Annotated in this window: 25 protein-coding genes; 17 read left to right on the top strand and 8 right to left on the bottom strand. The window is 65.8% G+C overall.

Features of this window, described 5'->3' with window-relative positions; genetic code table 11:
• Nucleotides 1-37 precede the first annotated feature (37 nt).
• Nucleotides 38-1,333 carry a nickel pincer cofactor biosynthesis protein LarC gene (gene larC / locus HWV23_RS14580; RefSeq protein WP_178291118.1) on the top strand — a complete coding sequence of 432 codons (1,296 nt, stop codon included), beginning with the start codon at nucleotides 38-40 and terminating at the stop codon, nucleotides 1,331-1,333.
• Between the two features lie 12 nt (nucleotides 1,334-1,345).
• Here the strand turns inward: larC and radB are convergent, their stop codons facing one another.
• Complete coding sequence (gene radB, locus HWV23_RS14575) at nucleotides 1,346-2,047, bottom strand: DNA repair and recombination protein RadB (RefSeq protein WP_178291117.1); 702 nt, start codon at nucleotides 2,045-2,047, stop codon at nucleotides 1,346-1,348.
• A 125-nt stretch (nucleotides 2,048-2,172) separates the two neighbouring features.
• On the opposite strand from radB, the gene HWV23_RS14570 reads away from it, so the two are divergent.
• From HWV23_RS14570 to HWV23_RS14555, 4 genes are all read left to right on the top strand, one after another.
• On the top strand, nucleotides 2,173-2,601 hold the full coding sequence (locus tag HWV23_RS14570) for a PaaI family thioesterase (protein WP_178291116.1): 429 nt from the start codon (nucleotides 2,173-2,175) through the stop codon (nucleotides 2,599-2,601).
• A 91-nt stretch (nucleotides 2,602-2,692) separates the two neighbouring features.
• Nucleotides 2,693-4,348, top strand: coding sequence for a class I adenylate-forming enzyme family protein (locus tag HWV23_RS14565; protein WP_178291115.1), 1,656 nt, complete (start codon nucleotides 2,693-2,695; stop codon nucleotides 4,346-4,348).
• Nucleotides 4,349-4,430: 82 nt separating this feature from the next.
• A complete protein-coding gene (locus HWV23_RS14560; RefSeq protein WP_178291114.1) occupies nucleotides 4,431-5,453 on the top strand; it encodes a phosphoribosylaminoimidazolesuccinocarboxamide synthase in 1,023 nt (340 codons plus the stop codon).
• 79 nt (nucleotides 5,454-5,532) lie between these two features.
• On the top strand, nucleotides 5,533-5,697 hold the full coding sequence (locus tag HWV23_RS14555) for a hypothetical protein (protein ID WP_178291113.1): 165 nt from the start codon (nucleotides 5,533-5,535) through the stop codon (nucleotides 5,695-5,697).
• A gap of 180 nt (nucleotides 5,698-5,877) precedes the next feature.
• On the opposite strand, the gene HWV23_RS14550 is transcribed toward HWV23_RS14555, so the two are convergent.
• Nucleotides 5,878-6,843 (bottom strand): formyltetrahydrofolate deformylase, encoded by a 966-nt coding sequence (locus HWV23_RS14550; protein WP_178291112.1) that lies wholly within the window; start codon nucleotides 6,841-6,843, stop codon nucleotides 5,878-5,880.
• 213 nt (nucleotides 6,844-7,056) lie between these two features.
• Here HWV23_RS14550 and HWV23_RS14545 point away from each other — a divergent pair, with 213 nt between their 5' ends.
• The 8 genes from HWV23_RS14545 to HWV23_RS14510 all read left to right on the top strand — a co-directional run bounded on the left by HWV23_RS14545 (nucleotide 7,057) and on the right by HWV23_RS14510 (nucleotide 11,949).
• Nucleotides 7,057-7,551, top strand: a complete 495-nt coding sequence (locus tag HWV23_RS14545; RefSeq protein WP_178291111.1) for a hypothetical protein — start codon at nucleotides 7,057-7,059, stop codon at nucleotides 7,549-7,551.
• 139 nt (nucleotides 7,552-7,690) lie between these two features.
• Nucleotides 7,691-9,445, top strand: a complete 1,755-nt coding sequence (gene arcS, locus HWV23_RS14540; RefSeq protein WP_178291110.1) for an archaeosine synthase subunit alpha — start codon at nucleotides 7,691-7,693, stop codon at nucleotides 9,443-9,445.
• A 49-nt stretch (nucleotides 9,446-9,494) separates the two neighbouring features.
• Nucleotides 9,495-9,917 carry a hypothetical protein gene (locus HWV23_RS14535; protein WP_178291109.1) on the top strand — a complete coding sequence of 141 codons (423 nt, stop codon included), beginning with the start codon at nucleotides 9,495-9,497 and terminating at the stop codon, nucleotides 9,915-9,917.
• Nucleotides 9,918-9,968: 51 nt separating this feature from the next.
• On the top strand, nucleotides 9,969-10,355 hold the full coding sequence (locus tag HWV23_RS14530) for a DUF7971 family protein (protein ID WP_178291108.1): 387 nt from the start codon (nucleotides 9,969-9,971) through the stop codon (nucleotides 10,353-10,355).
• A 23-nt stretch (nucleotides 10,356-10,378) separates the two neighbouring features.
• Complete coding sequence (locus HWV23_RS14525; protein ID WP_178291107.1) at nucleotides 10,379-10,660, top strand: ubiquitin-like small modifier protein 1; 282 nt, start codon at nucleotides 10,379-10,381, stop codon at nucleotides 10,658-10,660.
• The gene (locus tag HWV23_RS14520) at nucleotides 10,661-10,918 is read left to right on the top strand and encodes a MoaD-like domain-containing protein (protein WP_178291106.1); all 258 of its coding nucleotides are present in this window, start codon (nucleotides 10,661-10,663) and stop codon (nucleotides 10,916-10,918) included. It abuts the gene before it with no gap.
• Nucleotides 10,905-11,285 carry a DUF8048 family protein gene (locus tag HWV23_RS14515; protein ID WP_246282695.1) on the top strand — a complete coding sequence of 127 codons (381 nt, stop codon included), beginning with the start codon at nucleotides 10,905-10,907 and terminating at the stop codon, nucleotides 11,283-11,285. Before HWV23_RS14520 ends, HWV23_RS14515 begins: the two co-directional genes overlap by 14 nt.
• A gap of 70 nt (nucleotides 11,286-11,355) precedes the next feature.
• Nucleotides 11,356-11,949: a GNAT family N-acetyltransferase gene (locus HWV23_RS14510; protein WP_178291105.1), complete on the top strand. Its 594-nt coding sequence runs from the start codon at nucleotides 11,356-11,358 to the stop codon at nucleotides 11,947-11,949.
• Between the two features lie 230 nt (nucleotides 11,950-12,179).
• Here HWV23_RS14510 and HWV23_RS14505 read toward each other — a convergent pair whose 3' ends face one another.
• Nucleotides 12,180-14,120 (bottom strand): aldehyde ferredoxin oxidoreductase family protein, encoded by a 1,941-nt coding sequence (locus HWV23_RS14505; RefSeq protein WP_178291104.1) that lies wholly within the window; start codon nucleotides 14,118-14,120, stop codon nucleotides 12,180-12,182.
• Nucleotides 14,121-14,347: 227 nt separating this feature from the next.
• Here HWV23_RS14505 and HWV23_RS14500 point away from each other — a divergent pair, with 227 nt between their 5' ends.
• The 3 genes from HWV23_RS14500 to HWV23_RS14490 all read left to right on the top strand — a co-directional run bounded on the left by HWV23_RS14500 (nucleotide 14,348) and on the right by HWV23_RS14490 (nucleotide 19,238).
• Nucleotides 14,348-14,737 (top strand): VanZ family protein, encoded by a 390-nt coding sequence (locus tag HWV23_RS14500; protein WP_178291103.1) that lies wholly within the window; start codon nucleotides 14,348-14,350, stop codon nucleotides 14,735-14,737.
• 61 nt (nucleotides 14,738-14,798) lie between these two features.
• Entirely contained in the window at nucleotides 14,799-15,881 is a 1,083-nt protein-coding gene (locus tag HWV23_RS14495) for an archaeosine biosynthesis radical SAM protein RaSEA (RefSeq protein ID WP_178291102.1), read from the top strand.
• A 72-nt stretch (nucleotides 15,882-15,953) separates the two neighbouring features.
• Complete coding sequence (locus HWV23_RS14490; protein WP_178291101.1) at nucleotides 15,954-19,238, top strand: tetratricopeptide repeat protein; 3,285 nt, start codon at nucleotides 15,954-15,956, stop codon at nucleotides 19,236-19,238.
• Here the strand turns inward: HWV23_RS14490 and purQ are convergent.
• Nucleotides 19,235-19,909: a phosphoribosylformylglycinamidine synthase I gene (purQ, locus tag HWV23_RS14485; protein ID WP_178291100.1), complete on the bottom strand. Its 675-nt coding sequence runs from the start codon at nucleotides 19,907-19,909 to the stop codon at nucleotides 19,235-19,237. The genes HWV23_RS14490 and purQ overlap by 4 nt on opposite strands.
• On the bottom strand, nucleotides 19,909-20,160 hold the full coding sequence (purS, locus tag HWV23_RS14480) for a phosphoribosylformylglycinamidine synthase subunit PurS (protein WP_178291099.1): 252 nt from the start codon (nucleotides 20,158-20,160) through the stop codon (nucleotides 19,909-19,911). The genes purQ and purS overlap by 1 nt, the downstream gene beginning before the upstream one ends.
• 127 nt (nucleotides 20,161-20,287) lie before the next feature.
• Here purS and tmk point away from each other — a divergent pair, with 127 nt between their 5' ends.
• Nucleotides 20,288-20,878: a dTMP kinase gene (gene tmk / locus HWV23_RS14475; RefSeq protein WP_178291098.1), complete on the top strand. Its 591-nt coding sequence runs from the start codon at nucleotides 20,288-20,290 to the stop codon at nucleotides 20,876-20,878.
• Here tmk and HWV23_RS14470 read toward each other — a convergent pair whose 3' ends face one another.
• The 3 genes from HWV23_RS14470 to HWV23_RS14460 all read right to left on the bottom strand — a co-directional run bounded on the left by HWV23_RS14470 (nucleotide 20,879) and on the right by HWV23_RS14460 (nucleotide 23,124).
• A complete protein-coding gene (locus HWV23_RS14470; protein WP_178291097.1) occupies nucleotides 20,879-22,408 on the bottom strand; it encodes an ATP-binding response regulator in 1,530 nt (509 codons plus the stop codon).
• An 84-nt stretch (nucleotides 22,409-22,492) separates the two neighbouring features.
• Nucleotides 22,493-22,804, bottom strand: a complete 312-nt coding sequence (locus tag HWV23_RS14465; protein WP_178291096.1) for a DUF7991 family protein — start codon at nucleotides 22,802-22,804, stop codon at nucleotides 22,493-22,495.
• An 89-nt stretch (nucleotides 22,805-22,893) separates the two neighbouring features.
• Nucleotides 22,894-23,124, bottom strand: a complete 231-nt coding sequence (locus tag HWV23_RS14460) for an Lrp/AsnC ligand binding domain-containing protein (RefSeq protein ID WP_178291095.1) — start codon at nucleotides 23,122-23,124, stop codon at nucleotides 22,894-22,896.
• Nucleotides 23,125-23,206 lie beyond the last annotated feature (82 nt).

Genomic DNA, 23,206 nt, shown 5'->3' with positions numbered 1-23,206 from the left:
CGTGTCACTTTTCGCGCCGGCCACCCGATTCGCGGGTATGCAGACGCTCGCCTTCGACGGCCGGACCGGCGCCAGCGGCGACATGATACTCGGCGCGCTGGTCGCGGCCGGCGCCAACCCCGACCGACTGTCGGTCGTCGAGGACGTCCTCGATGTCGAGTATCGTATCGGCGAAACCACGAAGAACGGTATCGTGGCGACGGACGTGGACGTGCTGGTGGCCGACGAAGAAAGCGACGAGGGACACGCCCACGAACACAGCCATGACCACGAGCATGGGCACAGTCACGACCACGACCATACTCACGACCACAGCCACGATGACGGCCACGCCGAGGGCCACGGTCCCCATCGGACCTACGCCGAGTGTCGTGACCTCGTCGGCAAGATGGACCTCTCCGAGGAAGTCACCGCGGACGCGCAGGCGGTCTTCCGCATCCTCGGCGAGGCCGAATCGCGCGTGCACGGCACCGACCTCGAAGCAACCCACTTCCACGAGGTCGGCGCCGACGACGCCATCGCCGACATCGTCGGCGCGGCGCTCCTGTTCGACGACCTGGACCTCGACCGCATCGTGACGACGCCCGTCTCCGTGGGTGGCGGCGAGGTGTCGATGAGCCACGGGGTCTATCCCGTACCGACGCCCGCCGTCTCCTACATCGTCGAGACGGCGTCGTGGGAGGTCGAAGGCGGCCCGATAGACGAAGAACTGCTGACGCCGACCGGCGCGGCACTGCTCGCCCACTTCGCCGAGGGCGTTTCCTCGCTGCCCGAGATGCAAATCGAGGCTTCAGGCTACGGTGCTGGCACCAAATCCTTCGCGGAGTACCCGAACGTCCTGCGAGCGACCCGCGGCGAGGCAAAAGCCGGCCTCACGCGCGACGGGATTCGCGTCCTAGAGACGAACCTCGACGACGCGACGCCCGAGGTTCTGGGTGGCCTCCAAAAGCGACTCACGGACGCCGGCGCACGCGATGTGACAATCCTTCCGGCAACGATGAAGAAATCCCGGCCGGGGCACCTCATCAAGGTCATCGTCAAACCCGAGGACGTGCAGGCGGTCGCGCGCCGCCTCGCCGAGGAAACGGGCACGCTCGGCATCCGCGAGACGGCAGCGAGTCACCGCTGGATTGCCGACCGGCGTTTCGAGACGGTCGAACTCGACATCGACGGCGAGACTTACGAGATTACCGTCAAAGTCGCGAGCGACGAAGACGGCGGCGTCTACGACGTCAGCGCGGAGTACGACGACGCCCTCGCGGTTGCGGAGGAAACGGACCTCGCAGTTAGAGAAATCGTCCGGCGGGCCGAAGCGGCGTATCTGGACGAATAAGGCGCGCGACGGTCAGACCTCTTCTTCGACGCCTTCGAGGCCGCTGTCGGTGATACGGAACCGGGCCGTCTCCCCGGCGGCTTTCGCGCGGTGTTTTTCGAGAGTTGCGCGGCGGTTGCCGGCCCGGAATCGTTCGAGTCGGAGGACGGTCCCCGACCAGTGGGTCAGGGTGTGACCGCCGAGCGGGCGCGCCCGCGAGGAGTCCGAATCGGGGTCCGAGTAGACCTGATTCGTGATGACGACCGCGAGGTCGTGACGGCGGGCCAGCGACAGCAGGTGGGTCACTTGACTGGCGACCTGTCGGAGGGTGTCGCCTTCGTCCTCGTTGTGCCGCTCCAGTCGGTAGAAGCCGGTAGCGCTGTCGAGGACCACGAGGTCGGCCTGTTCGGCGAAGTCCGCGGCGTCCTTGACGGCCTCCTGCTGTTCGGCGAAATCCAGGGCATCGGTGATGATAACCCGCGAAGCGATGTCCTCAACGGATTCCTCGCCGGCCTTCGCGCGGGCCAGTTGCTCGAAGCGGTCGACGGAGATCCCCTCCGTGTCGATGTAGAGGGCGGTCCCGCCGTCGGCGGCGACTTCGATGGCTGCCGACAGCGCGAGGTTCGTCTTGCCCGCGGCCGGCGGGCCGTAAATCTGTGTGACGGTGCCCCGCTCGAAGCCGCCGTTCAGGAGGTCGTCGACGGTTTCACACCCCGTCGGAATCGGCTCGCTCACGTGTGTCCGTTCGCCGCGTTCGGTTAAAAACCTCCAGTTCCGTGTCGGCGGCCGAAACTGTTGGCTATGGCCGACGGCGATGCCGACACCGACACCCAAATGCCTCGCCGCGGCGAGGCCCCGATATGGAGCACTACCGGAAACTCGAACGGATGTACCACGATGCGCCCTGTAACGAGGGCGTCGAGCCGACCCTTTCGATTACGGGCGAGGGAACCGCCGAAGTGCGTATCGAAGCCGACGAGAGCCAACACCACGCCGCGGGCGCGGTTCACGGCTCCTATTACTTCAAGGCGCTCGACGACGCCACCTTCTTCGCCGCCAACTCCATCGTCGAGGACGTCTTCGTGCTGACGACCGATTTCCACCTCCAGTTGACCCGGCCGGTCTCGACGGGCGAACTCGTCGCGACCGCGGAAGTCGTCAACGACCACCCGAAACAACTCATCGCCGACGGCGTGCTACGCGACGGCGAGGGCAACCAGTTGGCCCGCGGCACCGGCACCTTCCTCAAAAGCGACGTGGAACTGGGCCCCGACGTGGGCTACGAGTAAGCCATCGCCGTCGTCCGGTTCGGTCATCCCTTTAAGTCGGCACAGAACAGAGGGCGAAGCCTTTTGATAACACGCCACAAGGACGTGTCCGATGAAGTTCTATCAGCAGGAACCGCTCCGGCATCTCGGCGACCTGCCGTCGATGGGTGCCGAACGGTACGGGGACAAACTCGCCTTCGAATACCGCGGTGAGGAGTACAGTTACGAGGACCTCGACGCGCGGTCGAATCAGGTGGCGAACGCGCTGGTCGAAGCGGGCATCGAACCCGGCGACCGCGTCGCGCTGTATCTGGAGAACTCCCTGCAGTTCCCCGAATCCTTCTTCGGCGTCATCAAGGCCGGTGCCGTCGCCGTTCCGCTGAACCACCGCATGGACACCGACAGCCTCCGCTACATCCTCTCGGACGCCGACGCGGCGGCGCTTCTCACCTCGCCGGTCTTCCCGAGTGTCGGCACCGACCTCGCCGAGGAGGTGCCGCTCGCGTTCATCCCCGGTGGCGCCGAGGGACTGGAGGACTACGACGAACACGTCGACAACGCCTCGACAGAGTTCGACAGGCCCGACCGAGACTTCGAGGACGTCGCTGTTCAGTGCTACACTTCGGGGACGACGGGCGACCCGAAGGGCGTCCTGACGACCCACGAGAACCTGCTGTCGACCGTCCAGTCCTACTCCTCCCGCGGCGGCTCCGACCCCGAAGAGGACGTTTCGCTGTGTTTCCTCCCGCTGTTCCACATGTACGGCCTCAGTACTGTCATGCTCACCAGCGTCTACAACGGCGTAACCGTCGTCCTCCGGACGACGCCCGTGGCCTCCGAGTTGCTGTCGGCCATCACCGAATTCGAGGTGACCTCCTTCGCGGGCATCCCCGCCGTCTACATCGAGATGCTCGAAGAGATGGAGGCGAACCCCGACGAATACGACGTCTCCAGCATCACGACGCTGGGCAGCGGCGCCGCACCCCTCGCGGACGACACGCGCCGCCGAATCGAGCAGGCCTTCGATACCCCCATCACGGAGGGGTGGGGCATGACCGAAACCTCGCCCGCCGGCACCACCGAATCGACCTACGGCGTCACGAAAGGCGCCGGCTGTATCGGTCAACCGCTGCCGAACGTCGAAATCAAACTCGTCGACCCGATAAGTCGCGAGACGCGCGTGCCGCCGGAGGCACTGGACCCGACGGCCGCCAAGACGCTCGAGGACCACGGCATCGACCCCGACGACGAAGAGCAGGCCACCGGCGAAATCGCGATTCGCGGCCCGCAGGTCTTCGAGGGCTATCATAACCTGCCGAAGAAGACCGCCCAAGTCTTCGACGAGGAAGGCTGGTTCTACACCGACGACATCGCTCGCATCGACGAGGACCGCTTCCTCTGGATGGTCGACCGCGCCGACGACATGCTCATCGTCGGCGGCGAGAACGTCTACCCGGCCGAAGTCGAGGACGCGCTCTTCGAGCACCCGGACATACAGGCTGCCGCCGTCGTCGGCGCGCCCCACGAACGGAAGGGCGAGGCGCCGGTCGCCTTCGTCGTCCTCGAACCGACCGTCGAAGAGTCGCTGAGCGAGCGGGAGGTTCGGGAGTTCGCGCTGGACCACGTCGCCTCGTATGCGCACCCACGGCGGGTCTTCTTCGTGGACGAACTCCCCCGAAGCGGGACCCGGAAAGTTCAACGGTACAAACTGGAGGAGGACGTCGAAGAGCGACTCGACGGGCCGCTGGAATCCAGCGAGCAACTGTAGTGCGACGGCCCACGCGGGGGCCTGTCCCACGACCGGAGACCGATAGAAACGCCTTTCCGCCATCGCAGGCACCCACACAGTAATGACCAGCGTCAAGGAGTTCCGTATCGAGGAAGCCGCAACGGCGGACGAACTCGGTGCGGGCGCCTTCGTGTTCACGGACGATTACTCGGTGTTCGACTGGGGGAAGATGCCCGACTCGATTCCGAACAAGGGCGCGTCGCTGTGTGCGATGGGGGCGGCGAACTTCGAGGCCCTGGAGGCCGAGGGGATTCCGACCCACTACCGTGGCGTCGTCGCCAACAGCGGCGAGGTCGTGCCGCTCGAAGAGACGGCTGCCCCGCCGCGGGAGATGGCCATCGACCTGACGCGCGTACCCGACCTGCCCCACGAGGGCCGGGAATACGACTACACCGTGTTCCACGAGGAAGCCGGCGAGAACTACCTGATTCCGCTGGAAATCGTTTTCCGAAACACGGTCCCGGTCGGCTCGTCGCTCCGCTCGCGGGCCGACCCCGCCGACTTCGACCTCGAGTACGAGGAATGGCCCGACGAACCCATCGACCTGCCCGAACCGGTCGTCGAGTTCTCGACGAAATACGAGGAATCGGACCGATACCTGACGCGTGACAACGCCGATTACATCGCCGGCGAGGCCGACGTCGATGACCTCGAAGCGGTCGCTCGCGATGTCAACGACATCGTTACCGAGAAGGCTGCCGAGGACGGCCTGAAACACGAGGACGGCAAAATCGAGTGTCTCTACTTCGACGGCGAAATCCGGGTCGCCGACGTGGTTGGCACCTTCGACGAGAACCGCTTTTCCTACGAGGGCCAGCAACTCTCCAAGGAGGTCGTCCGACAGTACCACAAGCGCACCCAGCCCGAGTGGGTCGAAGCCGTCAACGAGGCCAAGGACCGCGCCAAGGAGGCGGACGTCGCCGACTGGCGCGAACTCTGCGAGGTCGACCCCGAACCGCTCGATGACCACGTCATCGACGCCGTCCGTGACATGTACACCGCGGGCACCAACGCCTACCTCGACCGGGAGTTGTTCAGCGCGCCACCGCTCTCGGAGGCCGTCGAGACCGTTCAGAACCTCTGAGACGGGCGACACCGCTGTCCGACCGACCCGCCGCATCGAATCCCCGCCGTTTTTATCTCCCTGACGCGAACCGCCGGATATGATACCGCTACAGACGTTCTCGGACCCGGCGATGCCAGTCGTCCTCCTGAGTGTCTTCGCGACGCTCGCCATCTTGGGCGGCTTCATCTGGACGTTCAAGAAAATCAGCGAACCGCCGGAGAGCCACGAGGAAGACGAGGAATCGAACGGCGTCCACGCGTAATCGGCTTTTTCGCTACGCGTCGACTGCTGCAGGAAGGGACAGACGCGGAACGGTATGCCACGATTCCGGTTGATGCCCACGGTGTGGCCGGAATCCCGGATGGCGTCGGGACGAACCGAGCAGTCGTTCGTCCCTGCTCCGCATTCTGTTTTAGGCTGGCCTAAAACAAAAAGCTAGGGGTTAGTCGCCGTCGGCGTTCCGGGAGACGACGCCCCCGAGACCGTCGACCGGCCGGTCCGGTTGGCGCTCCTCGAACGATTCGGGAAGGCCCAGTTGATACTCCTCGGGGTCGACGTCATCGCGGTACTCCGTGCGGCCGTGATAGACGTGGACGGCGTTGTCGAGATGCAGTCGGACGGCCTCAAGGAGTGCCTCGGCTTCGAGCGGTTGCCCGCGGCGCTCTATCTCGTCGACGTCGGCTTTCGCCGGGACGTTGAACGCCCGCTGGGTGATGATGGGTCCCTGGTCGAGGTCGGTCGTCACGTAGTGGGCCGTGACGCCGCCGATGCGGACGCCCTCTTCGCGGGCCTGCCGGTAGGCTTCGGCGCCGGGGAAAGCCGGCAGCAGGCTCGGGTGGATGTTGATGATACGGTCCTCGTATCGGAAGACGACGTTCGGGCTGAGGATGCGCATGTAGCGCGCGAGGACGATGAGGTCCGTATCGTAGTCGTCCAGCACCTCCAGCAGGCGCTCCTCGTCGGGACTGCCCTTCTCGTCGCCGATATCGTGGAAATCGACGCCGTAGTGGTCGGCCAGCGGTTCGAGGTCGTCGTGGTTGCCGATGATAACGCTGATTTCGGCGCCCAACTCGCCGTCGGCCCACGCCTCGAAGAGGGCTTCGAGACAGTGGGATTCCTTCGTGACGAGGACGGCGATGGTCTGGGTTTCGCGGTCGGCGGGGAAGCGGACCTGCACCTCGACGCCGAGGTCGTCGCCGAGGTCGCCGAGGGCCTCGCGGAGTTCGGCCTCCGTGCAGGTCATCCCCGACGTGTCGACCGACATCGTCATCCGGAAGACGCCGTCGCGGACCGCCTGGTCGAGGTCCTCGATGTTGATGTCCCGCTCGAAGAGCAGGGTCGTCACCCGGGCGATGAGTCCGGTGTCGTCCTCCCCGATGACCGTGATTTCGGTGTATTCGCGACTCACAGCCGACACCTCCGGGGGGACGTACTGAATGCCATACTACCCGGTGAGCGGCGCGTCTTGAAAAGCGACACGTTCCGTCTCCATTTCGAGTCGGGGATAGTTATCCGCGAACCACGGACTGGACGCTTGGCTGCGGAGAAAACCCTTCGAGAGCCACGCTGACGGCCCTAAAACCAAGCCAACATTTAACAGTCGATTGAACGACATTCTGGCATGGAAAATCACCGGCTCGTTCCGATAGTGTTGGCCGTCGCTGGGTGTGTGGCCATCGTGGTCGGTGTGTACCAAGGATTAGTCCACGTCGCGCCGGGATACGAGGGAACGGTTATGTCCGGCTGGGGTGGCGACCTGAATCACGAGGAGGTGCTGCTCGCACAGTTGGGGATAGTCGGTGTCGGAGGGACGGTTGCCGCCCTTCGCTGGAAACGTTTGGCAAGCGTCCCGGTCGTGATGGGGAGTATCGTCCTGTTCTACGCGCTCCGAGCGATGTTCAGCTGGGTCGTGTCATCACGGAGGCCCCTCTATCAGGAGTACTCGCCACAGGCTCCCGGCTTCGATGGAGAACCGATTATGCTCATCTTCGGGGCAGAGCCGTTCCTGCTCGCTGCTGGCGGGCTGTTGCTCATCGGTGCGGGTATCGCACGGGTGAAATTACGCACGCCCGGCGAGGAAAGCGACGAGATGACACACCCATCGTCGCAAGCATAGAGTTCTCGGAGACGGGGTTATCGGGGGCTCAACCGGCTGTTTAGAGTCAAAAAGCTACCACATCCGATTTATAAAAACGAATCACGGGACCCGACCGAGAACCGATGAACAATTACGGAGCGACGGCCGAAAGGGAGTCATGACCGACTATTTCGAAGTTCACGCGCGCGACGCCGCCGCTCGTCGGGGCGAGTTGCGCCTCTCGGAGCCGGTTTCGACGCCGGCACTCGTCGACGATATCGTCGAGGACGCCGGCAGTCGCTGGCACGAGGCCTCGGAGATGCCGGAGGGCGACGAATCGACGCTAACGGTACTGCCCCACCGCGCCTTCCCGCCGGGCACCGAGGAACCGGTCGAGGAGGCTTTCGCAGTCGATTACCCAGACGTCGACTTCCCGAGCGCCGCCGTCGTCTCGCCGGGGACGGCCGACGATTACGGCGCCGACGCCTACGTGCTGGCCGGCGCGCCGGGCTATGCGGGCCACGCCGAGGCGTTCGTGGAGGCGCTCTTGGAGACGAAGGAGGCCATTCCCGACGACACTGCGCTCTATCTCTCCGGTGTCGCGACGCCCGCGAACGCGGCGACGCTCGTTTACGCCGGCGTCGACCTACTGGACGAGACACGCGCCCGGACGCGCGGCCTCGATGGGTTCTATCTGACCACCGACGGCGAGGAGTTCCTCGAAGACCTCGACGAACTGCCGTGCGCCTGTGAGGCCTGCCAGCAGCCGGTCTCGGAGTTCTCGCGGGCGGACTGTGCCGAGCACAACGCCAACGCCCTCCGTGCTGAGATGGCCCGCGTTCGCCACCGAATCTCCGAGGGTCGCCTCCGGGATTACATCGAGGGCCAGGCCCGCCACGAGGCGTGGCTGACCGCGACGTTCCGCCGTCTCGACCAGCAGTACGCCTACGTCGAGGAACGGACGCCGGTTTTCCGCCGGAGCGAGTTGCTGGCCGCCACCGACGACAGCATCCGACGTGCCGAGATTCAGCGGTTCGCCGACCGGGTGACGAGTCGGTATCAGCGCCGCCTCAAGGGCCCGCTCGTTCTCGTACCGTGTTCGGCGCGGAAGCCCTACAGCGATTCCCAGAGCCACCGGCAGTTCATGGATGCCATCCAGTATCGGGGCCACGTCGTCTCGATGACCTCGCCCATCGGCGTCGTCCCGAGCGAACTGGAGACCACCTATCCCGCCCAACACTACGACAGCGTGGTGACCGGCGAGTGGACCGCGACCGAAATCGAGTTCGTCGCCGCGGTGCTGGAACGCTACCTCGAACGCGCCGACTACGACCGCCATATCGCCCACGTACCCGGCGAGGGCTACCGCGAAATCTGCGAGCGCGTCGAGGACTCGCTCGGCATCGAGTTCGAATACACGGTCGAAGACCACCCGACGACGACCGAGTCGCTCGGCAACCTCGCGAAGGCGCTGCAGGGCGAGGAGAGCTATTATAAAAGCGAGCGCGAGCAGTCCATCGTCCGGGCCATCGCCGACTACCAGTTCGGCGAGGGTGCGGGCGACGAGGTCTTCGGCGAGAACATCTCGACCGAGGGCCGGTATCCGAAACTCCGGGTTCGCGATGCCGACGGCGAACTGCTGGCGACGCAGGTCGCCCAGTACGGCACGTTGTCGCTGACCGGCGCCGGCGCCCACGCATGGCAGGAAAGCGCCGCGCCGACCAAAACGGTCGAAATCGACGGTTTCGTCCCGAGCGGGAGCGTCCTCGCGCCGGGCGTCATCGACGCCGACGAGTCGATTCGGCCGGGCGACGAGGTGCTCTTCGAGGGACCGAAGGCCTTCGGCGTCGGCCGCGCGAGTTGTCACGGCCGGGCGATGGTCGAGGCGACCCGTGGGTCGGCCGTCGACGTGCGGCACTGCGAGGAGCGATAACGGTCACAGAGCGGTAGCTTTTTTCAGTGGTTCGGCTGAACGGCCATGTATGGACCGCCCTGCCCTCCTCGCAGTCCCAACCCTCTGTATCGCCGCCATCGTGGTCCCGTTGCGGTCGCTGCCGACGTTCCGCGTCGTCAGGGAATCCCTCGACATGGCGATGCTGTCGCTGTCGACGAAACTCCTGTGGACGACCGTCGCCGTGGTCGGCTTCGCCGCCGTCGGCTACGCCTACGGTTCGACCGCGAACGACGACCCGCCGTCGGTGCTCGGCGTCGCCGCCATCGCGGCGTTCGTCGGCGTGGTCGCCGGGTATCTCTTCCTGTGGTCGCTCCCAAGTACCAGTATGGCCACCACGTCCGTTTACCTGGAGGCGCTGACCGTCGGGACGTATTCGCTGGTCGACGCGCTCATGTTCGGCCTGCTGGTGCTCGGCGGCTACGCGCTCCCGTTCGGAGCCCGGAATCGCTGACGCCGCGCCATCGCCGGCCACCTTTTTGGTCGGGTAGTGCCACTACAACCCATGGACGAAATCGAGTTGGGCGTTCCCGGACCGCTCCTGGAGTCGCTCCCCGAAGAGGACGGGGGCGCCGCACAGGACATGCAGCGTGCCGTCGAAGGGTACAATCAGCAACTGAAGGCGATGCTGGAGGATGCCGACGACGACGCCGAGGCCGCAAGCGCCGTCCTCGACGTCATCGAACACTTCGAGGCCCGCGGCGAGCGACACGACGAGTTCGTCCCCGAGTTGCGCGCGTGGGGGCAATCACCCATCTTCGCTATCGCCTGGCGGAACCTGTATGCGGACCTCATCGCCCAACTGTACGAACACGACTGGCTCGCCGCCCAACTGGACCGCGAGCGCAACGCCCGCCTCGTCGAGGACGGCGTCCGACTCTCCGATTTATGACGGGGGCGGACCAACAGGGGACCATGGAACTGGAGTTGCGGTTCTTCGCGACGTTCCGCGCGGCGGTCGGCCAGAAAACCGTCACCTGGGAGGTCGACGACGATTCGACCATCGGCGACATCCTGTGGGCCATCGAGGACGAATATCCGGAACTCGTCGGCGAACTGCTCGACGAGGACGGCGATATCCAGCCGCAACTGACCGTCCTCAAGAACGGTCGCGAGGTCGTCCATCTGGAGGGGACCGAGACCGAACTCGACGACGGCGACCGTGTCAGCGTCTTCCCGCCGGTGGCCGGAGGATAGATGCAAGAGACACGCGAGTTCCGCGCCATCTCCCAACGGCTTGCCGTCCAGTACCTCGAAAACCTCGGCGGCGAGGCCAAAAACGGTGGCAACCGCGTCGAGGGGGACGGCTGGAGTGCCACCCTCGAAGAGCGGAAAGTCAACCCCGTCGGTTCCATCACACTGAACGAAGTGACCGTCGAGTTCGAGGGGGAGGCCGAGACGCTCGAACCGCTCATCGAGAAGTTCGCCCAGAAGGCGATTCGTGCCGGAGGCTGAGATGGCGGGCGGGCCACTGAAAGGCAACGCGCTGGTGCTCGCCGCCACGAAGGCGTCCGTCTCCGGCGAGCGCCTGCCGGACCTCGCGGACCGCGCCCAAGAGCACCTCACGTCTCGTCTGCCGGAGTACGCTCGTACCTACGAGTGTGTCTACGAGGACGAAGCCGAGGCCGTCTTCCTCGCCGAAGAGGGCCACTGGGCGGACCTCGGCGAGGAGATGGCCCTCGAGGAACGGGAGTGGCAGGCCCTGCGGCGTGCCCACGCCGAACACCTGAAGCAACTCGGCGGCGAACTCGATCGCCGCGCGGAGTTCGAAAGCGCGCTCGAACTGCGCGAGCCGGTCGTCATCGGGAAGAATTCGGCCTGAGTCGACCACTCTTTGCGAACGCCCCGCAGGCCACGATAAGGCTCATGTCGAAGCCACCGCATGCACGAGTATGTTCCCGGCGGAACTCGAAACCGACAGGCTCCGACTCGTTCGGTGCTGTCGGGAGAACATCTCGGCGCTGGGCCTCTACGAGCATATGCGCGTCGACGCGCCGCATATGGACGAGGTGAGCCAGCACGTGATGTGGGACCCCCACGAGCATCCCAAGGAGACCGCCGAGTACCTCGACGAACTCGAAGACGAGTGGGAAAGCCGCAAGCAGGCGACCTACATCATCTACCCGCGCGAGGGCGAGGACGACGCCGGCGAGTTCGCCGGTCTGACGAACATGCGTTTCGCGTGGGACCGCAAAACGGGCGGCCTCGGTATCTGGCTCCGCAAGCCGTTCTGGGGCCGCGGCTACTCCGGCGAGCGCGCCGCCGCCCTCATCGAGTGGGCCTTCGAGGACCTCGATTTGGAAGTCGTCGGCGCCTCCCACCAACCGGGTAACGAGCAATCCCGCCATGCCATCGAGAAGTACATCGAGGCCCACGGCGGCCAGTACGATGGCCTTCTGCGAAACTGGATTACGAAGGCTAACGAGGTGCGTGACCTCCGACGGTACACAGTCACGCGAGAGCAGTACGAAGAAGCGACGGCGTAGCTATACCAGCATCCAACCTACTAAACGATTACACAAAAATAGGTAGCTAGCATCCGCCGAGCGGGGCCTTCGAAGAAGGCCCCCGAGGCGGTTCCCGGCGCCGACCGCAGGGAGGCGCCGTAGCGACGAGCGACCACCGCGCGCCGAAGGCGCGCGACGGGAACGAGTCGCGCATATTTTCACCACGTTTTTGCCGGGGCGCCGCAGGCGCCCCGTGCAAAAAGTGGTCGCTAGTCGTCGGCGGGCGCCGCGCCTTCGCCTGCAGTCACGCCGGTACCGGGGCCGACGTCGATGTCGAGTTCGTCGAGTTTCTCGTCGGTGACGACGCCGTCGACCCAGCCGCGGTGGTCGTAGTAGGCGTCTTTCATCTGGTCGAGTTCGACGAGGCTGCCCTCGACGCCGCCCTGACCGGGCATGGCGTGTTCATCGCCTTCGACGAAGCGGTTCGGTAGGGAGTCGTCGGCACCGTCGAAGCCGACGAGGTTGTTGTAGTAGCGTTCGAGGTTCCAGATGCGCTCGCCGGCCTTCATCAGTTCCTCCTCGCTGACGTCACGGCCGGTCATGCCGTTGTACTGGAGGACGTACTCCTCGACGCCTTCCGCGAAGGCGTTGAACTTGCAGATGTCGAAGGAGTCGCTGATGGCGTGCATGTCCTGGAAAGTGGCGGTCAGTTCCGCCTTGCCCTCCCATTCGACGGGGTCGACCTTCTCGGGGATGCCGAGGATTTCTGCGGCCGGCGTGTAGCCGCGCAGGTGGCAGGCGCCACGGTTCGAGGTGGCGTAGGCGATGCCCATGCCCTTCATACAGCGGGGGTCGTAGGCGGCCATGGTCTGGCCCTTGACGGCCAGGGAGTTCTCGTGGCCGTCGAATTCGTCGGCGAAGCGGTCGGGGCCTTCCGCGAGGTGGTCGGCGAGTTCGGTCTCGCGGTTGGCGATTTTGGTGAGCATCTCGACCATCTCCTCGGTGTCGCCCCACTCGATGCCGTCGCCGAGGTCGTCGAGTTTGCCTTCCTCGGTCATCTCCATGGCCATCGCGAGCATGTTCCCGCCGTCGATGGTGTCGATGCCGTGGTCGTTACAGCGCTGGAGCATCAGCGCGATTTCGTCGCGCTCGGTGTGGCCGGAGTTGGGGCCGAGCGCCCACGCCGATTCGTACTCGTAGGACTCGGTGCGGACGTTCAACTCCTCGCCTTTGTGCATCACGTCGACTTCGACTTCCTTCTTGCAGGCGACCGGACAGGAGTGACAGGTCGGTTCGTCGACGAGGATGTTCTCCCGGACGTTCTCCCCGGAGACCTTCTCGGCGTCGAACTCCTCGCCGGCCCAACCGTCGTTGCGGGCGTCGCCGGTCGAGGTGTATTTGGCGTTCCGTGAGGGGAGGCCAGACATCTCCTCGGTGGCGTTCATCAGGACGTTGGTCCCGTACATCGAGAGGCCGCCCTCGTTGGGTGCGGTGACGTCCGATTCCTGAATGACCTCCATGGCCTGTTTGTGGCCCTGCTTGAACGTCTCGGGGTCGGCGGGCTTCTGCATCTCCGTGCCGGATTTGACGACGACCGCCTTGAGGTTCTTCGACCCCATGACGGCGCCGGTACCGCCGCGGCCCGAGGCCCGGTCGTCCTCGTTCATGATGCAGGCAAAGCGAACGCCGTTCTCGCCGGCCTCGCCGATGCCCATCACCGAGAGGTTCTTGCCGTACTCACCCTCGACTTCCTCCTCGATGGCGTCTCGGGTGTCGTGGAAGCCCTCGCCCCAGAGGTGGGAGGCGTCCCGGAGTTCGACTTCGCCGTCCTCGACGTAGGCGTAGACCGGACTATCGGCCTCGCCCTCGAACAGCAGGCCATCGAACCCGGCCCATTTCAGGCGCGCGCCGGACCACCCGCCGTGGTGGCTGTCCGTGACGGTGCCGGTGAGCGGCGATTTCGTACAGACCGCGATTCGGCCACTCATCGTCGTCTGGGTCCCCGTCAGCGGCCCGTTCATGAACGCCAGCAGGTTGTCGGGTCCGAGCGGGTCGACGTCCGGCCCCTGATCGAATACGTACTTGACGCCGAGCCCCCGCGCACCGATATACTTCCGTGCGTCCTCGTCGTCGACGCTCTCGTAGGCTACATCGCCATCCGAGAGGTCCACGCGAGCGACGTGGTCGTGGAATCCGCCTAAATCTGTCATGGTAACTTATCCCACTAGTTACTTGGTTGCAAAGGTCGTAATAGTTGCCACCATCGTGTAACTGATACCAGTTACATCACGGCCATCGCCTCGACCGTGTCCAGGCCCAGAGAAGCGTAGCCGGGCGATAGAACGAACGCGTCACTGGCGTTGGCCCGCCGCTAGGGAGTAGTAGGTCTCCGGCTCGAACCAGTTATTTAAATACGACAGGCCGGCAGCCGTCGGGTGTGAACCGTACGCTACCGGTCGCGCCCCGACCGCTCCGCTATGCCGGCGTCCTCGCCTGTGCGGTCGTCATCCTCTATGCGTCGGTGACGGCCGTCGACGACGGCGTTCCGACGACGCTGTTCGGTATCGGGACGACCGTCTATCTCCACGTCATCGCTTATGCGGGATTCACCGGCGCCATCGGTTACGCGCGACTATCGGCCGACCGGCGCGTCCTCCTGCTCGCGGCCGGGCTGTCGACCCTCTACGGCATCGGCATCGAACTCCTGCAGGGAACCATCCCGTATCGGACAATGACGCTCCTCGACGTCGGTATCAACGCCTTCGGGGCGCTTCTCGGTGCGACGCTGTGGCGACTGACTGCGCCCGTCTTCGGGGCTGAACGATAGACGACTGCCGCAACGTTCTCGGAACGACACGGCTATCCGCGCTCGTATATTAGGGCCGCCAATGAGTCAACCGAGTCCCGACGCCTACGAACAGGGCCGAGGGATGGACGCGCACAACGAGGTGATGCGCGACATCCGGGCCCGCAACGACGAGACCTACGACCCCACCGAACCGACGCGGGTCTGGCTCGACGAGGACAACACCCCCGACGGCGTCTACCAGTCGCTCACCATCATCCTCAACACCGGCGGGTGTCGGTGGGCCCGCGCGGGCGGGTGTACGATGTGTGGCTACGTCGCCGAATCGGTCGACGGCGGCAGCGTCGGCCACGAGAACCTGATGACCCAGATCGAGGCCTGTCTGGAACACGAACGCGAGAACGCCGACGACGGTGAGAAGGCCGGCCTCATCAAAATCTACACCTCCGGCTCGTTCCTCGACGAGCGGGAGGTCCCCGCCGAGACGCGCGAGGCCATCGCCGAGACATTCTCGGACCGCGACCGCATGGTCGTGGAGTCCCTGCCTGACTTCGTCGACCGTGAGAAGGTCCGTGATTACACCGACCGCGGCCTCGAAACCGACGTCGCCATCGGCCTCGAAACCGCGACCGACCGGGTGCGCCACGACGCCGTCAACAAGTACTTCGATTTCGAGGATTTCGAGGACGCCTGCGAGGAAGCAAAGGCCGCCGGCGCCGGCGTCAAGGCCTACCTGCTCATGAAGCCGCCCTTCCTCGCCGAACCCGACGCCGTCGAGGATATGAAACGGTCGATTCGGAAGTGTGCAGCCGTCGACGGCTGTCACACCGTCTCGATGAACCCCTGTAACGTCCAGCGGCACACGATGGTCGAGGAACTGTACCACGACGGCGGCTACCGGCCGCCGTGGCTGTGGTCGGTCGCCGACATCCTCGAATCGACCGCCGACGCCGACGCCATCGTCGTTTCCGACCCCGTCGGTCACGGCTCGGACCGCGGCCCCCACAACTGCGGGGAGTGTGACGACCTCGTCCAGAAGGCCATCAAGGACTTCGACCTCCGGCAGGACCCCTCGGTCTTCGAGGAAGTTTCCTGTGAGTGCGAGGCGACGTGGGAGTACGTGATGGCCGAGGAAACGTCGTACAACCAGCCGCTCGTCAACTAAATACCCGCCGCCGGACGGCAATCGTCGTCGGCGGCCGTGGACTTATATTACGGCGGACGCTGCCCTTATGTAATGGATAGAGGGGGTGAGGTAGTTTCGCTCGCGCTCCGGCGTCGGAACGTGCTCGACGCCCTCCGGGAGCCACGGACGAAGCGAGAACTCGTGGACGAACTCGACGTCTCCCGGTCGACCGTCGACCGTGCCGTCCGGGAGTTGGAGACTGCTGGCCTCGTCGACTGGGACGAAGGGTCCTACCGCCTGACGGCCGTCGGGTCTGCGCTCCGAGCGGCCGTCGACCGGCTGCTCGCGGTCGGCGAGGGCGTGGCGGCCATCGCCGACGCGTTGCCGGCGCTCCCGCCCGACATCGACCCCCCGGCGGCGTTGCTCGCTGACGGGACGCTCCATACCGCATCCGCCGAAGACCACCGGTTGCCTGGCCCCATCCGGACGTACCTCGGAGAGGCCGAAGCGGTTCAGATAGTCACACCGCCAGCGACGGGGCCACCCGTTCTTTCGGCCACGCGCGAACTCGGGAGCGGGTCCGTCGACGTCGTCCTCGATACGGCGGCGGTCGATTCGCTCCCCGAGCGACTCCCCGGTATCACGCGGTGGCTGGCGGCCGCCGACAGAGCCAGCGCGTTCGCGGGCGATACCCCGCCGGTCGCCGTCCTCGTGGTCGAAACGGACGACGCCGAGGCGGTACTGCTCGTCGGTGAGGACGTCGATGGACTGGTAGCCGTCGAAGCCACCGACCCCGAAGCCGTCGCGTGGGGCCGAGAGCTGATTGCGACGGCCATCGAAGGCGCCACTCCCGTTCTGGAGGACGGCCACGTCGAGGAGACGGCACAACCGGAAACCCGCGAGACCCTCGCCAGAGAGGGCATCGTCGAATTGACGCCGGCCTACTTCGCGGCCCGCGAGGCCGCCCCCCTGCCGACGGGCTGGCGGGCGGGCCTCGACCTCGCCGAGGTGGCGGCCGGCCACGCCATCGAACGGACCGTCGAGACCGAGGACGGCGACCGCCGACCGCTCAGCGAACGCCTGCTCGACCGGCTTCGGGACGGCAGCGACGTGGCCCTCGTCGGGCCCGCCGGGTCGGGGAAATCGACGGCTTGCAAGGCGGCCGCCTGCGAGTGGTACCAGTCTGAAGGCCCCGTCTTCTACCGCGAAAGCGGGTCCGGCGAACCGCTCGAATCGTGGCCGGAGTTCGCCGACCGACTCCAATCCGTCGAGGGCAACGCGCTGGTCGTCGTCGAGGACGCGGTTCGGCCGGAAGCCAACGCCGCGTTTCGGCTGATGCAGGCGTTCCCCAACGAGGACGTGCGGTTCCTGCTCGACGCCCGCGAAAGCGAATGGGACGACCCTGCGAGCGACGACCTGCCGGACGACTTCCGGGCGAACGTCGAGGTGGTGTCGATGCCGCCCCTCGACGAACACGACGCCGACCGACTGGTCAAGCGGTTCGAGGCGGCCGTCGACGGCGTCGACACCACGGCCTCGGCCCTGCTCGATGCCGTCGAAACCACCGACGAGCGGCCGGCCCGCCTGCTCTGTGTCCTCCATCGGCTCTCGCTGCTGGCCGACCCGCTCGGCGACGGCGAACCGACGAGCCTCGATGCGGCGGTTCGGGACGTCGCCGAGACGGTGCGTGCCGACGGCGAGTTGACCGACGACGCCGCGCTCTTGGTCTCGCTCTGTACCGTCGCCGGCATCGAGGTGACTGCCGACCTCGTGGCGACGCTTGCACCCGAAGACCCCGAAGCAGTCCGGGAGACGCTGTCGACGCTTTCGGGCCGCATCCTCTTTCCGGACCCCGCCGGTGGCTTCCGGACCGTCCACGAGGCGTGGGCGAGCCAGTACCTCCGTGCGGCGGCCGAACGCGACGGCATCGACGAACGGGTCGGAGAGTGCCTGAGTCGCCTGCTGGCGGTCGCCGACGACGCCGAGGCGCGGGCCGCCATCGTCGAGGCGTTCGACCCGGCCCCGACCATGGAGCGCGTCGAGGCCGACCCGGCCGCCTGGGCGAAAACCACCGTCGACCGGCTCTTTGCGGCCGGCCTCGAACGACCGCATCTCACGCCGCTGTTCGGCGAGAGCGACCCCGACCCGGTCTCGTTCCCATCGGCGCTCGACGCCGAGGCGGTCGTCGAGGTGACCGAAAAACGGGCCCGGATGGCCCGCTATCAGGGCGACCTCGACCGGGCCGAACGGGAGTACGAACGCCTCGCCGAGCGCGCCGAATCCCTGCTCGATGACCCGGCAGCGACCCGGTATGCGGCCGAGCGGTCGAACGGCCTCGGCAGCGTCGCCCGCGAGCGAAGCGACTTCGAGGCCGCCGCCGACCACTACGAGCGCGCCGAATCGCTGTTCCGGGCGGCCGAGGACCCCCACGGCATCGCCGACGCGCGCAAGAACCTCGGCACCGTTGCGTTCCTCCGTGGTGACCTCGATACCGCCGAACGGCAACTGACCCGAAGCTACGAGCGCCTGCAGGAACTCGGCGACGAGAAACTCGCCAGTTACAGCCTCTTCAACCTCGCCGCCATCCGTGAGGAACGCGGCGATATCGAGGGCGCCATCGAGCGCTATCAGGAGTGTCTCGACAAGTATCGCCGGATGGGTCGGCCGGCCGACGAGGCGGACGTCCACCTCAATCTCGGCGTCGCGCTGGTGGTCCGCGGCGACATCGACGCGGCGGCCGACCACTACGCGAGCGCGCTCGGCATCTACCGGGACATCGGCGAGGAAAACGGCATCGCAAACGCCCTTCAGAACCACGGCGAGGTGGCACTGGAACGCGGCAACCTCGACGAGGCCGTCGAATACTACGAGCGCGCCGAGGAGGCCTACGCCGACGTCGGCGAGGAGTGGGGACAGGTCCAGTGTCGCGTCCAGTTGGCGCGTATCGCTCTCGAACGCGGGAACCTCGACGAATCCGAAACGACTGCCTCGGCAGCGCTGGACCAGTTCGACGCCATCGGCGACCCGCGCGGTAGGATGGAGGCCCGGGCCGTTCTGGCCGGCGTCGCCCGCGAGCGTGAGCAGTTCGACCGCGCGGAATCCCACCTCGATGCGGCCCTCCGGACGGGCCGCGAGGACGGCTACACCCACCGAACCGGCCGAATTTTGGCCGCCTACGGTGACCTCGAACGCGCCCGCGATGACCTTGAGGCGGCCTGCCAGCGCTACGAGGCGGCCGCCGAGGTGCTGGAAGAGGCCGGCGCTCGCGGCGAGTTAGCGGGAACGCTCTCAAAACTGGCGGACTGTCGAGAAGCAATCGGTGATATCGAGGCCGCGGCAAGCCACCGGGAACGCGCGGCCGAACTCACCACCACGGGCACGAAAGCCGACGATTAGGCGAAGCCGTCGAGGACGCCCTGACCGTCGGTCGCGCCGATATCCGGCAGCGACGCCCGCTCGGGGTGGGGCATCAGCACCGCGACGTGGTCGGTTTCGCCGAGGACGCCCGCGACGTTCTCCTTCGACCCATTGGGATTCGCGGCGTCGGTGACGTTGCCGTCGGCATCACAGTAGCGGAAGAGGACGCGGTTCTCGTCGTTGAGCGTGTCGAGGTGGTCGTCAGGGACCTCGAAGCGCCCCTCGCCGTGTGCGATTGGAACCTCGATGACCTCGCCTTCGTCGTAGGCCGACGTCCACGGCGTGTCGGCGTTCTCGACGCGGAGATACACCGGTTCACACTGGAAGCGGGCGCTCCGGTTGGTGGTGAACGCGCCGGGGGTCAGGCCGCTTTCGGAACCGATTTGGGCGCCGTTGCAGACGCCGAGGACGGGCGTACCGTCGTCGGCCGCCTCGCGAACCTCGCTCATGATGGGCGAACGGGCGGCCATCGCACCGGCACGCAGGTAGTCGCCGTACGAGAAGCCGCCGGGAATCATGACCCCGGTGGTGTCGGCGGGTAGGCCGTCCTCGTGCCAGACGATTTCGGCGTCGATGCCGAGGTACTGTAGCGCGCGAAGGGCGTCGCGGTCGCAGTTGGAGCCGCCGAATCTGATGATGGCGACCGTCATCAGGCTTCGGCGACCTCCACGTCGTAATCGTGGATGGTCGGGTTCGCGAGCAGGCGTTCGGCCATCTCGGTGGCGCGGTCTGCTGCCGCGTCGGCGTCGGCCGCATCGAGGTCGACCTCGAAGCGGTCGGCCGACCGCAGGTCCTCGAGGTCGAAGCCCAGCCGTTCGAGGGCCTGCTGGGTCGTCTCGGCTTCCGGGTCGAGAACGCCGTGCTTCAGCCGCACGGTCACGGTCGCGGTGTAGGCGGGCATACCTGACGTGGCGTGTTCGTGCGTAAAAACGGTTGTGTATTTTGAGTGGTATACACGTTCGTGGTTATCAGTTGGAGCGTCGACCGGCATCCCGGCCACTCTTAAGCGATGGCGACAACGCTCGGATATGCTCATCACGCTGGAGGGCCTCGACGGCAGCGGCAAGTCGACGGTGGCCGAGGCGTTACAGGACACCCTCCCCGAGGAGGAGACGGTGTTCACCCGGGAACCGACGGAGTCGTGGTACGGCGAGGCAGTCAACCGCTCCATCGGCGACGACGAGGCGGACCCGCTGGCGGAGTTGTTCCTGTATACGGCGGACCACGCCGACCACCTCTCGCGGGTGGTTCGGCCGGCCCTGGAGGACGGCAAGGTCGTCATCTCCGACCGGTATTCGGACTCGCGGTACGCCTATCAGGGCGCGACGCTGTCGGGCGTCCTCAAGCGACCGATGGAGTACGTTCGCGGTATCCACCAGCCGTTCACGCGGCCGCCCGATGCGACGCTGTACTTCGAGGTGCCGCCGCACATCGGCGCCGAGCGGGCCGGCGCGACGAACAAGTTCGAGACGGTCGACTACCTGGGACAGGTCGAGGAGAACTACGAACGGCTCATCGAGGCCGAACCCGAGCGGTTCGTCCGCATCGACGCGACGCGGTCGCCCGAGGAGGTCATCGCCGCCGCCGAAGAGGCGGTTCTCGACCTGCTCGAAGCGTAATCAGCGGTCCACCTCGACGCCCGTAATTTCGAAGCGGGCGCCGCCCGCCTCGCTTTCGGTGACGTCGATATCCCAGCCGTGGGCCTCGGTGATTTTCTTGACGATGCTGAGACCGAACCCGGTGCCGTCCGCGGCGGTCGAGTATCCGGATTCGAAGACGCGGGCCCGTTCGGCCTCGGGGATGCCCTCGCCGTCGTCGGCGAGATAGAAGCCGTCGTCGAGTTCGCCGACGGTGATGGTCACGTCGTCGCCGCCGTGGTCGACCGAGTTCCGCAGGAGGTTTTCGAGGAGTTGCCGCAGGCGGTCGTGGTCGGCCTGAATCGTGGCGTCGACGTCGACGTCGAGGGTGGCCTCTTTCGTCTCGACGGTCCGCCAGCAGCGATAGACGAGTTCGGCCAGTGCGACCGATTCGTATTCGGTCGCGGACTTCTCCTCGCGGGCCAGCGTCAGTAGGTCCTCGATGAGGTTCCGCATCCGCTGGTGGGCGGCCGCCACGTCGTCGAGGTGTTCGCTGTCGCAGTCCTCCTGGGCGAGTTCGAGGCGGCCCTGTGCAACGGTCAGGGGGCTTTGCAGGTCGTGGCTGACGAACCGGGTGAACTCGTCGAGGCGCTCGTTTTTCCGCTGGAGTTCCTCGGTCCGCTGTTGGAGTTCCTGTCTCGCCTCCAGTTGTGAGAGGCGGGCACGGGCGTGTTCGGCGAGGAGTTCGGCCATTTCGAGGTCCTGTTCGTCGAAAGCGCCCGGGTCGGTGTCGACCGACTGGAAGACCCCATAATCGCCGATGGTGACGGTCAGCGCCGAGCGGAACTCCGAGTCGGCGGGAACCACATCGAGGTCCCGGAGGTCATCGATGACTGACGCCTTGCCGGTCCGGTAGGCTTCCGCCCCGAGGTTGTTCTCGGCGTCGATGGGTGTCTCCTCGAAGTACTCGTCGACGGACAGTTCCGTGGAGACGGCCCGCGGCACGAGGACGTCCTCGACGGCCGCATCCGCGATGGCGATGTCGAAATCGAGGATGGCTTCGGCAGCCTCGACGACCGCTTCGTAGACGGCATCGCTGCTGTCGCAGGTGCTGATTCGCGTAGCGACCGTATGGAGCGCCCGAACCTTGGCCTGCTGTGCTTCCAGTTCGCGTCCGGGTTCCTGTTCGTCGGCCCGGAAGGTCTCGACGGCATCGACGATGTGCGCCACCAGTTCCGGGAGGTTGTCGCCGCCGTCCTTCCGCAGGTAGTCGGTGACGCCGGCCGAAATCGCCTCGCTGGCGACCGCTTCGCTGCCCGCGTCGGTAAACAGGATGAACGGAAGGTTGGGACGGCGTTCACGAACCGATTCGAGGAAGTCGATGCCGTCCGTCTCCGGCAGGTCGTAGTCCGAAACGATACAGTCGACATCCCCGTCGAGTCGTTCCAATCCCTCGTGTGCGCTCGTGGCCCCATCGACGGTAAGCCGGTCGTCCGCCTCGCGGAGTCGCGTGGCCGCCTGCTCGGTCGCCTCCAGGTCGTCCACGTAGAGCACACGGAAGGAATCGGCCATATACCGGCCCTAGACGATTCGGTAAGAATTATCCTCCGATTTCGTTCGGGAGAACCGGGCGATGGGCCCCGGGAAAACGGACGCCTATAGCGTCTCGGGGACCTCGACTTCGTCGGGTGCCGGCATCCAGAAGTAGTCGAACGCGATGCCGACCGTCATCGGGACGAGAACGGTCAACCCGAAGACCGTCGAGGTATCGCCGAGGTTCGGCCCGAGCGCCTGTCCGATGAAAATCGTTACGATAAGCAACACGACGGGCGTGATAAGGACCGTATAGAGCGCACCACCCCACCGCGTGTTCAGTCGGGTTCGGAACACCCGGGTCAGCACGGCGGCGAGGGCGGTATTGATGCCGAGGAGCACGAGCAAGCCCACGGCGTCGAATACGGAGACCATATCCGCCGTAGGGGGCGGAGCCTCTTTGGTTTGTCCGTCCGGCCGTCCGGTGACGTTTCGACGAGAAACGAGACGAAAACAGCGAGGCGTTATTCGAGACAGACGTACGTTTTGGTGTCGGTGACGTCGTCGGTCGACCGGATGGTCGTCGCGACCGAGTTGATGACGTCGTAGACCTCCTCGCCTTCGGCCTCGACGATGATGTCGAAATCCCCGGCGACGATGTTGGCCTCGATGACGTGTTCGAGGCTGCGAACCGTCTCCAACAACGACTCAGCGTGGCCGGCGCCGGCCTTCACCATGATAAACGCACGGACCATGGTACCAGTTCGCAGACCGAGTCGAAAAAGGTTTGGACCGGCTGCGCTTCGGTGCGTCACGACCCCCACCTGTCCCGACTAC

The sequence above is a fragment of the Natronomonas halophila genome, from assembly GCF_013391085.1.
Taxonomy (GTDB): Archaea; Halobacteriota; Halobacteria; order Halobacteriales; family Haloarculaceae; genus Natronomonas; species Natronomonas halophila.
This window is presented reverse-complemented; position numbering and strand designations above follow the sequence as displayed.

Bases quoted from the DNA above. Each gene is read 5' to 3' on its own strand.
- HWV23_RS14560 (WP_178291114.1), top strand. From the start codon at position 4,431: ATGACCAGCGTCAAGGAGTTCCGTATCGAGGAAGCCGCAACGGCGGAC.
- HWV23_RS14465 (WP_178291096.1), bottom strand. From the start codon at position 22,804: ATGGTCTCCGTATTCGACGCCGTGGGCTTGCTCGTGCTCCTCGGCATC.
- arcS (WP_178291110.1), top strand. From the start codon at position 7,691: ATGACCGACTATTTCGAAGTTCACGCGCGCGACGCCGCCGCTCGTCGG.
- HWV23_RS14535 (WP_178291109.1), top strand. From the start codon at position 9,495: ATGGACCGCCCTGCCCTCCTCGCAGTCCCAACCCTCTGTATCGCCGCC.
- HWV23_RS14490 (WP_178291101.1), top strand. From the start codon at position 15,954: ATGGATAGAGGGGGTGAGGTAGTTTCGCTCGCGCTCCGGCGTCGGAAC.
- HWV23_RS14470 (WP_178291097.1), bottom strand. From the start codon at position 22,408: ATGGCCGATTCCTTCCGTGTGCTCTACGTGGACGACCTGGAGGCGACC.
- HWV23_RS14505 (WP_178291104.1), bottom strand. From the start codon at position 14,120: ATGACAGATTTAGGCGGATTCCACGACCACGTCGCTCGCGTGGACCTC.
- HWV23_RS14570 (WP_178291116.1), top strand. From the start codon at position 2,173: ATGGAGCACTACCGGAAACTCGAACGGATGTACCACGATGCGCCCTGT.
- purQ (WP_178291100.1), bottom strand. From the start codon at position 19,909: ATGACGGTCGCCATCATCAGATTCGGCGGCTCCAACTGCGACCGCGAC.
- larC (WP_178291118.1), top strand. From the start codon at position 38: ATGCAGACGCTCGCCTTCGACGGCCGGACCGGCGCCAGCGGCGACATG.
- HWV23_RS14520 (WP_178291106.1), top strand. From the start codon at position 10,661: ATGCAAGAGACACGCGAGTTCCGCGCCATCTCCCAACGGCTTGCCGTC.
- tmk (WP_178291098.1), top strand. From the start codon at position 20,288: ATGCTCATCACGCTGGAGGGCCTCGACGGCAGCGGCAAGTCGACGGTG.
- HWV23_RS14530 (WP_178291108.1), top strand. From the start codon at position 9,969: ATGGACGAAATCGAGTTGGGCGTTCCCGGACCGCTCCTGGAGTCGCTC.
- HWV23_RS14555 (WP_178291113.1), top strand. From the start codon at position 5,533: ATGATACCGCTACAGACGTTCTCGGACCCGGCGATGCCAGTCGTCCTC.
- HWV23_RS14565 (WP_178291115.1), top strand. From the start codon at position 2,693: ATGAAGTTCTATCAGCAGGAACCGCTCCGGCATCTCGGCGACCTGCCG.
- HWV23_RS14525 (WP_178291107.1), top strand. From the start codon at position 10,379: ATGGAACTGGAGTTGCGGTTCTTCGCGACGTTCCGCGCGGCGGTCGGC.
- HWV23_RS14460 (WP_178291095.1), bottom strand. From the start codon at position 23,124: ATGGTCCGTGCGTTTATCATGGTGAAGGCCGGCGCCGGCCACGCTGAG.
- HWV23_RS14510 (WP_178291105.1), top strand. From the start codon at position 11,356: ATGTTCCCGGCGGAACTCGAAACCGACAGGCTCCGACTCGTTCGGTGC.
- HWV23_RS14495 (WP_178291102.1), top strand. From the start codon at position 14,799: ATGAGTCAACCGAGTCCCGACGCCTACGAACAGGGCCGAGGGATGGAC.
- purS (WP_178291099.1), bottom strand. From the start codon at position 20,160: ATGCCCGCCTACACCGCGACCGTGACCGTGCGGCTGAAGCACGGCGTT.
- HWV23_RS14545 (WP_178291111.1), top strand. From the start codon at position 7,057: ATGGAAAATCACCGGCTCGTTCCGATAGTGTTGGCCGTCGCTGGGTGT.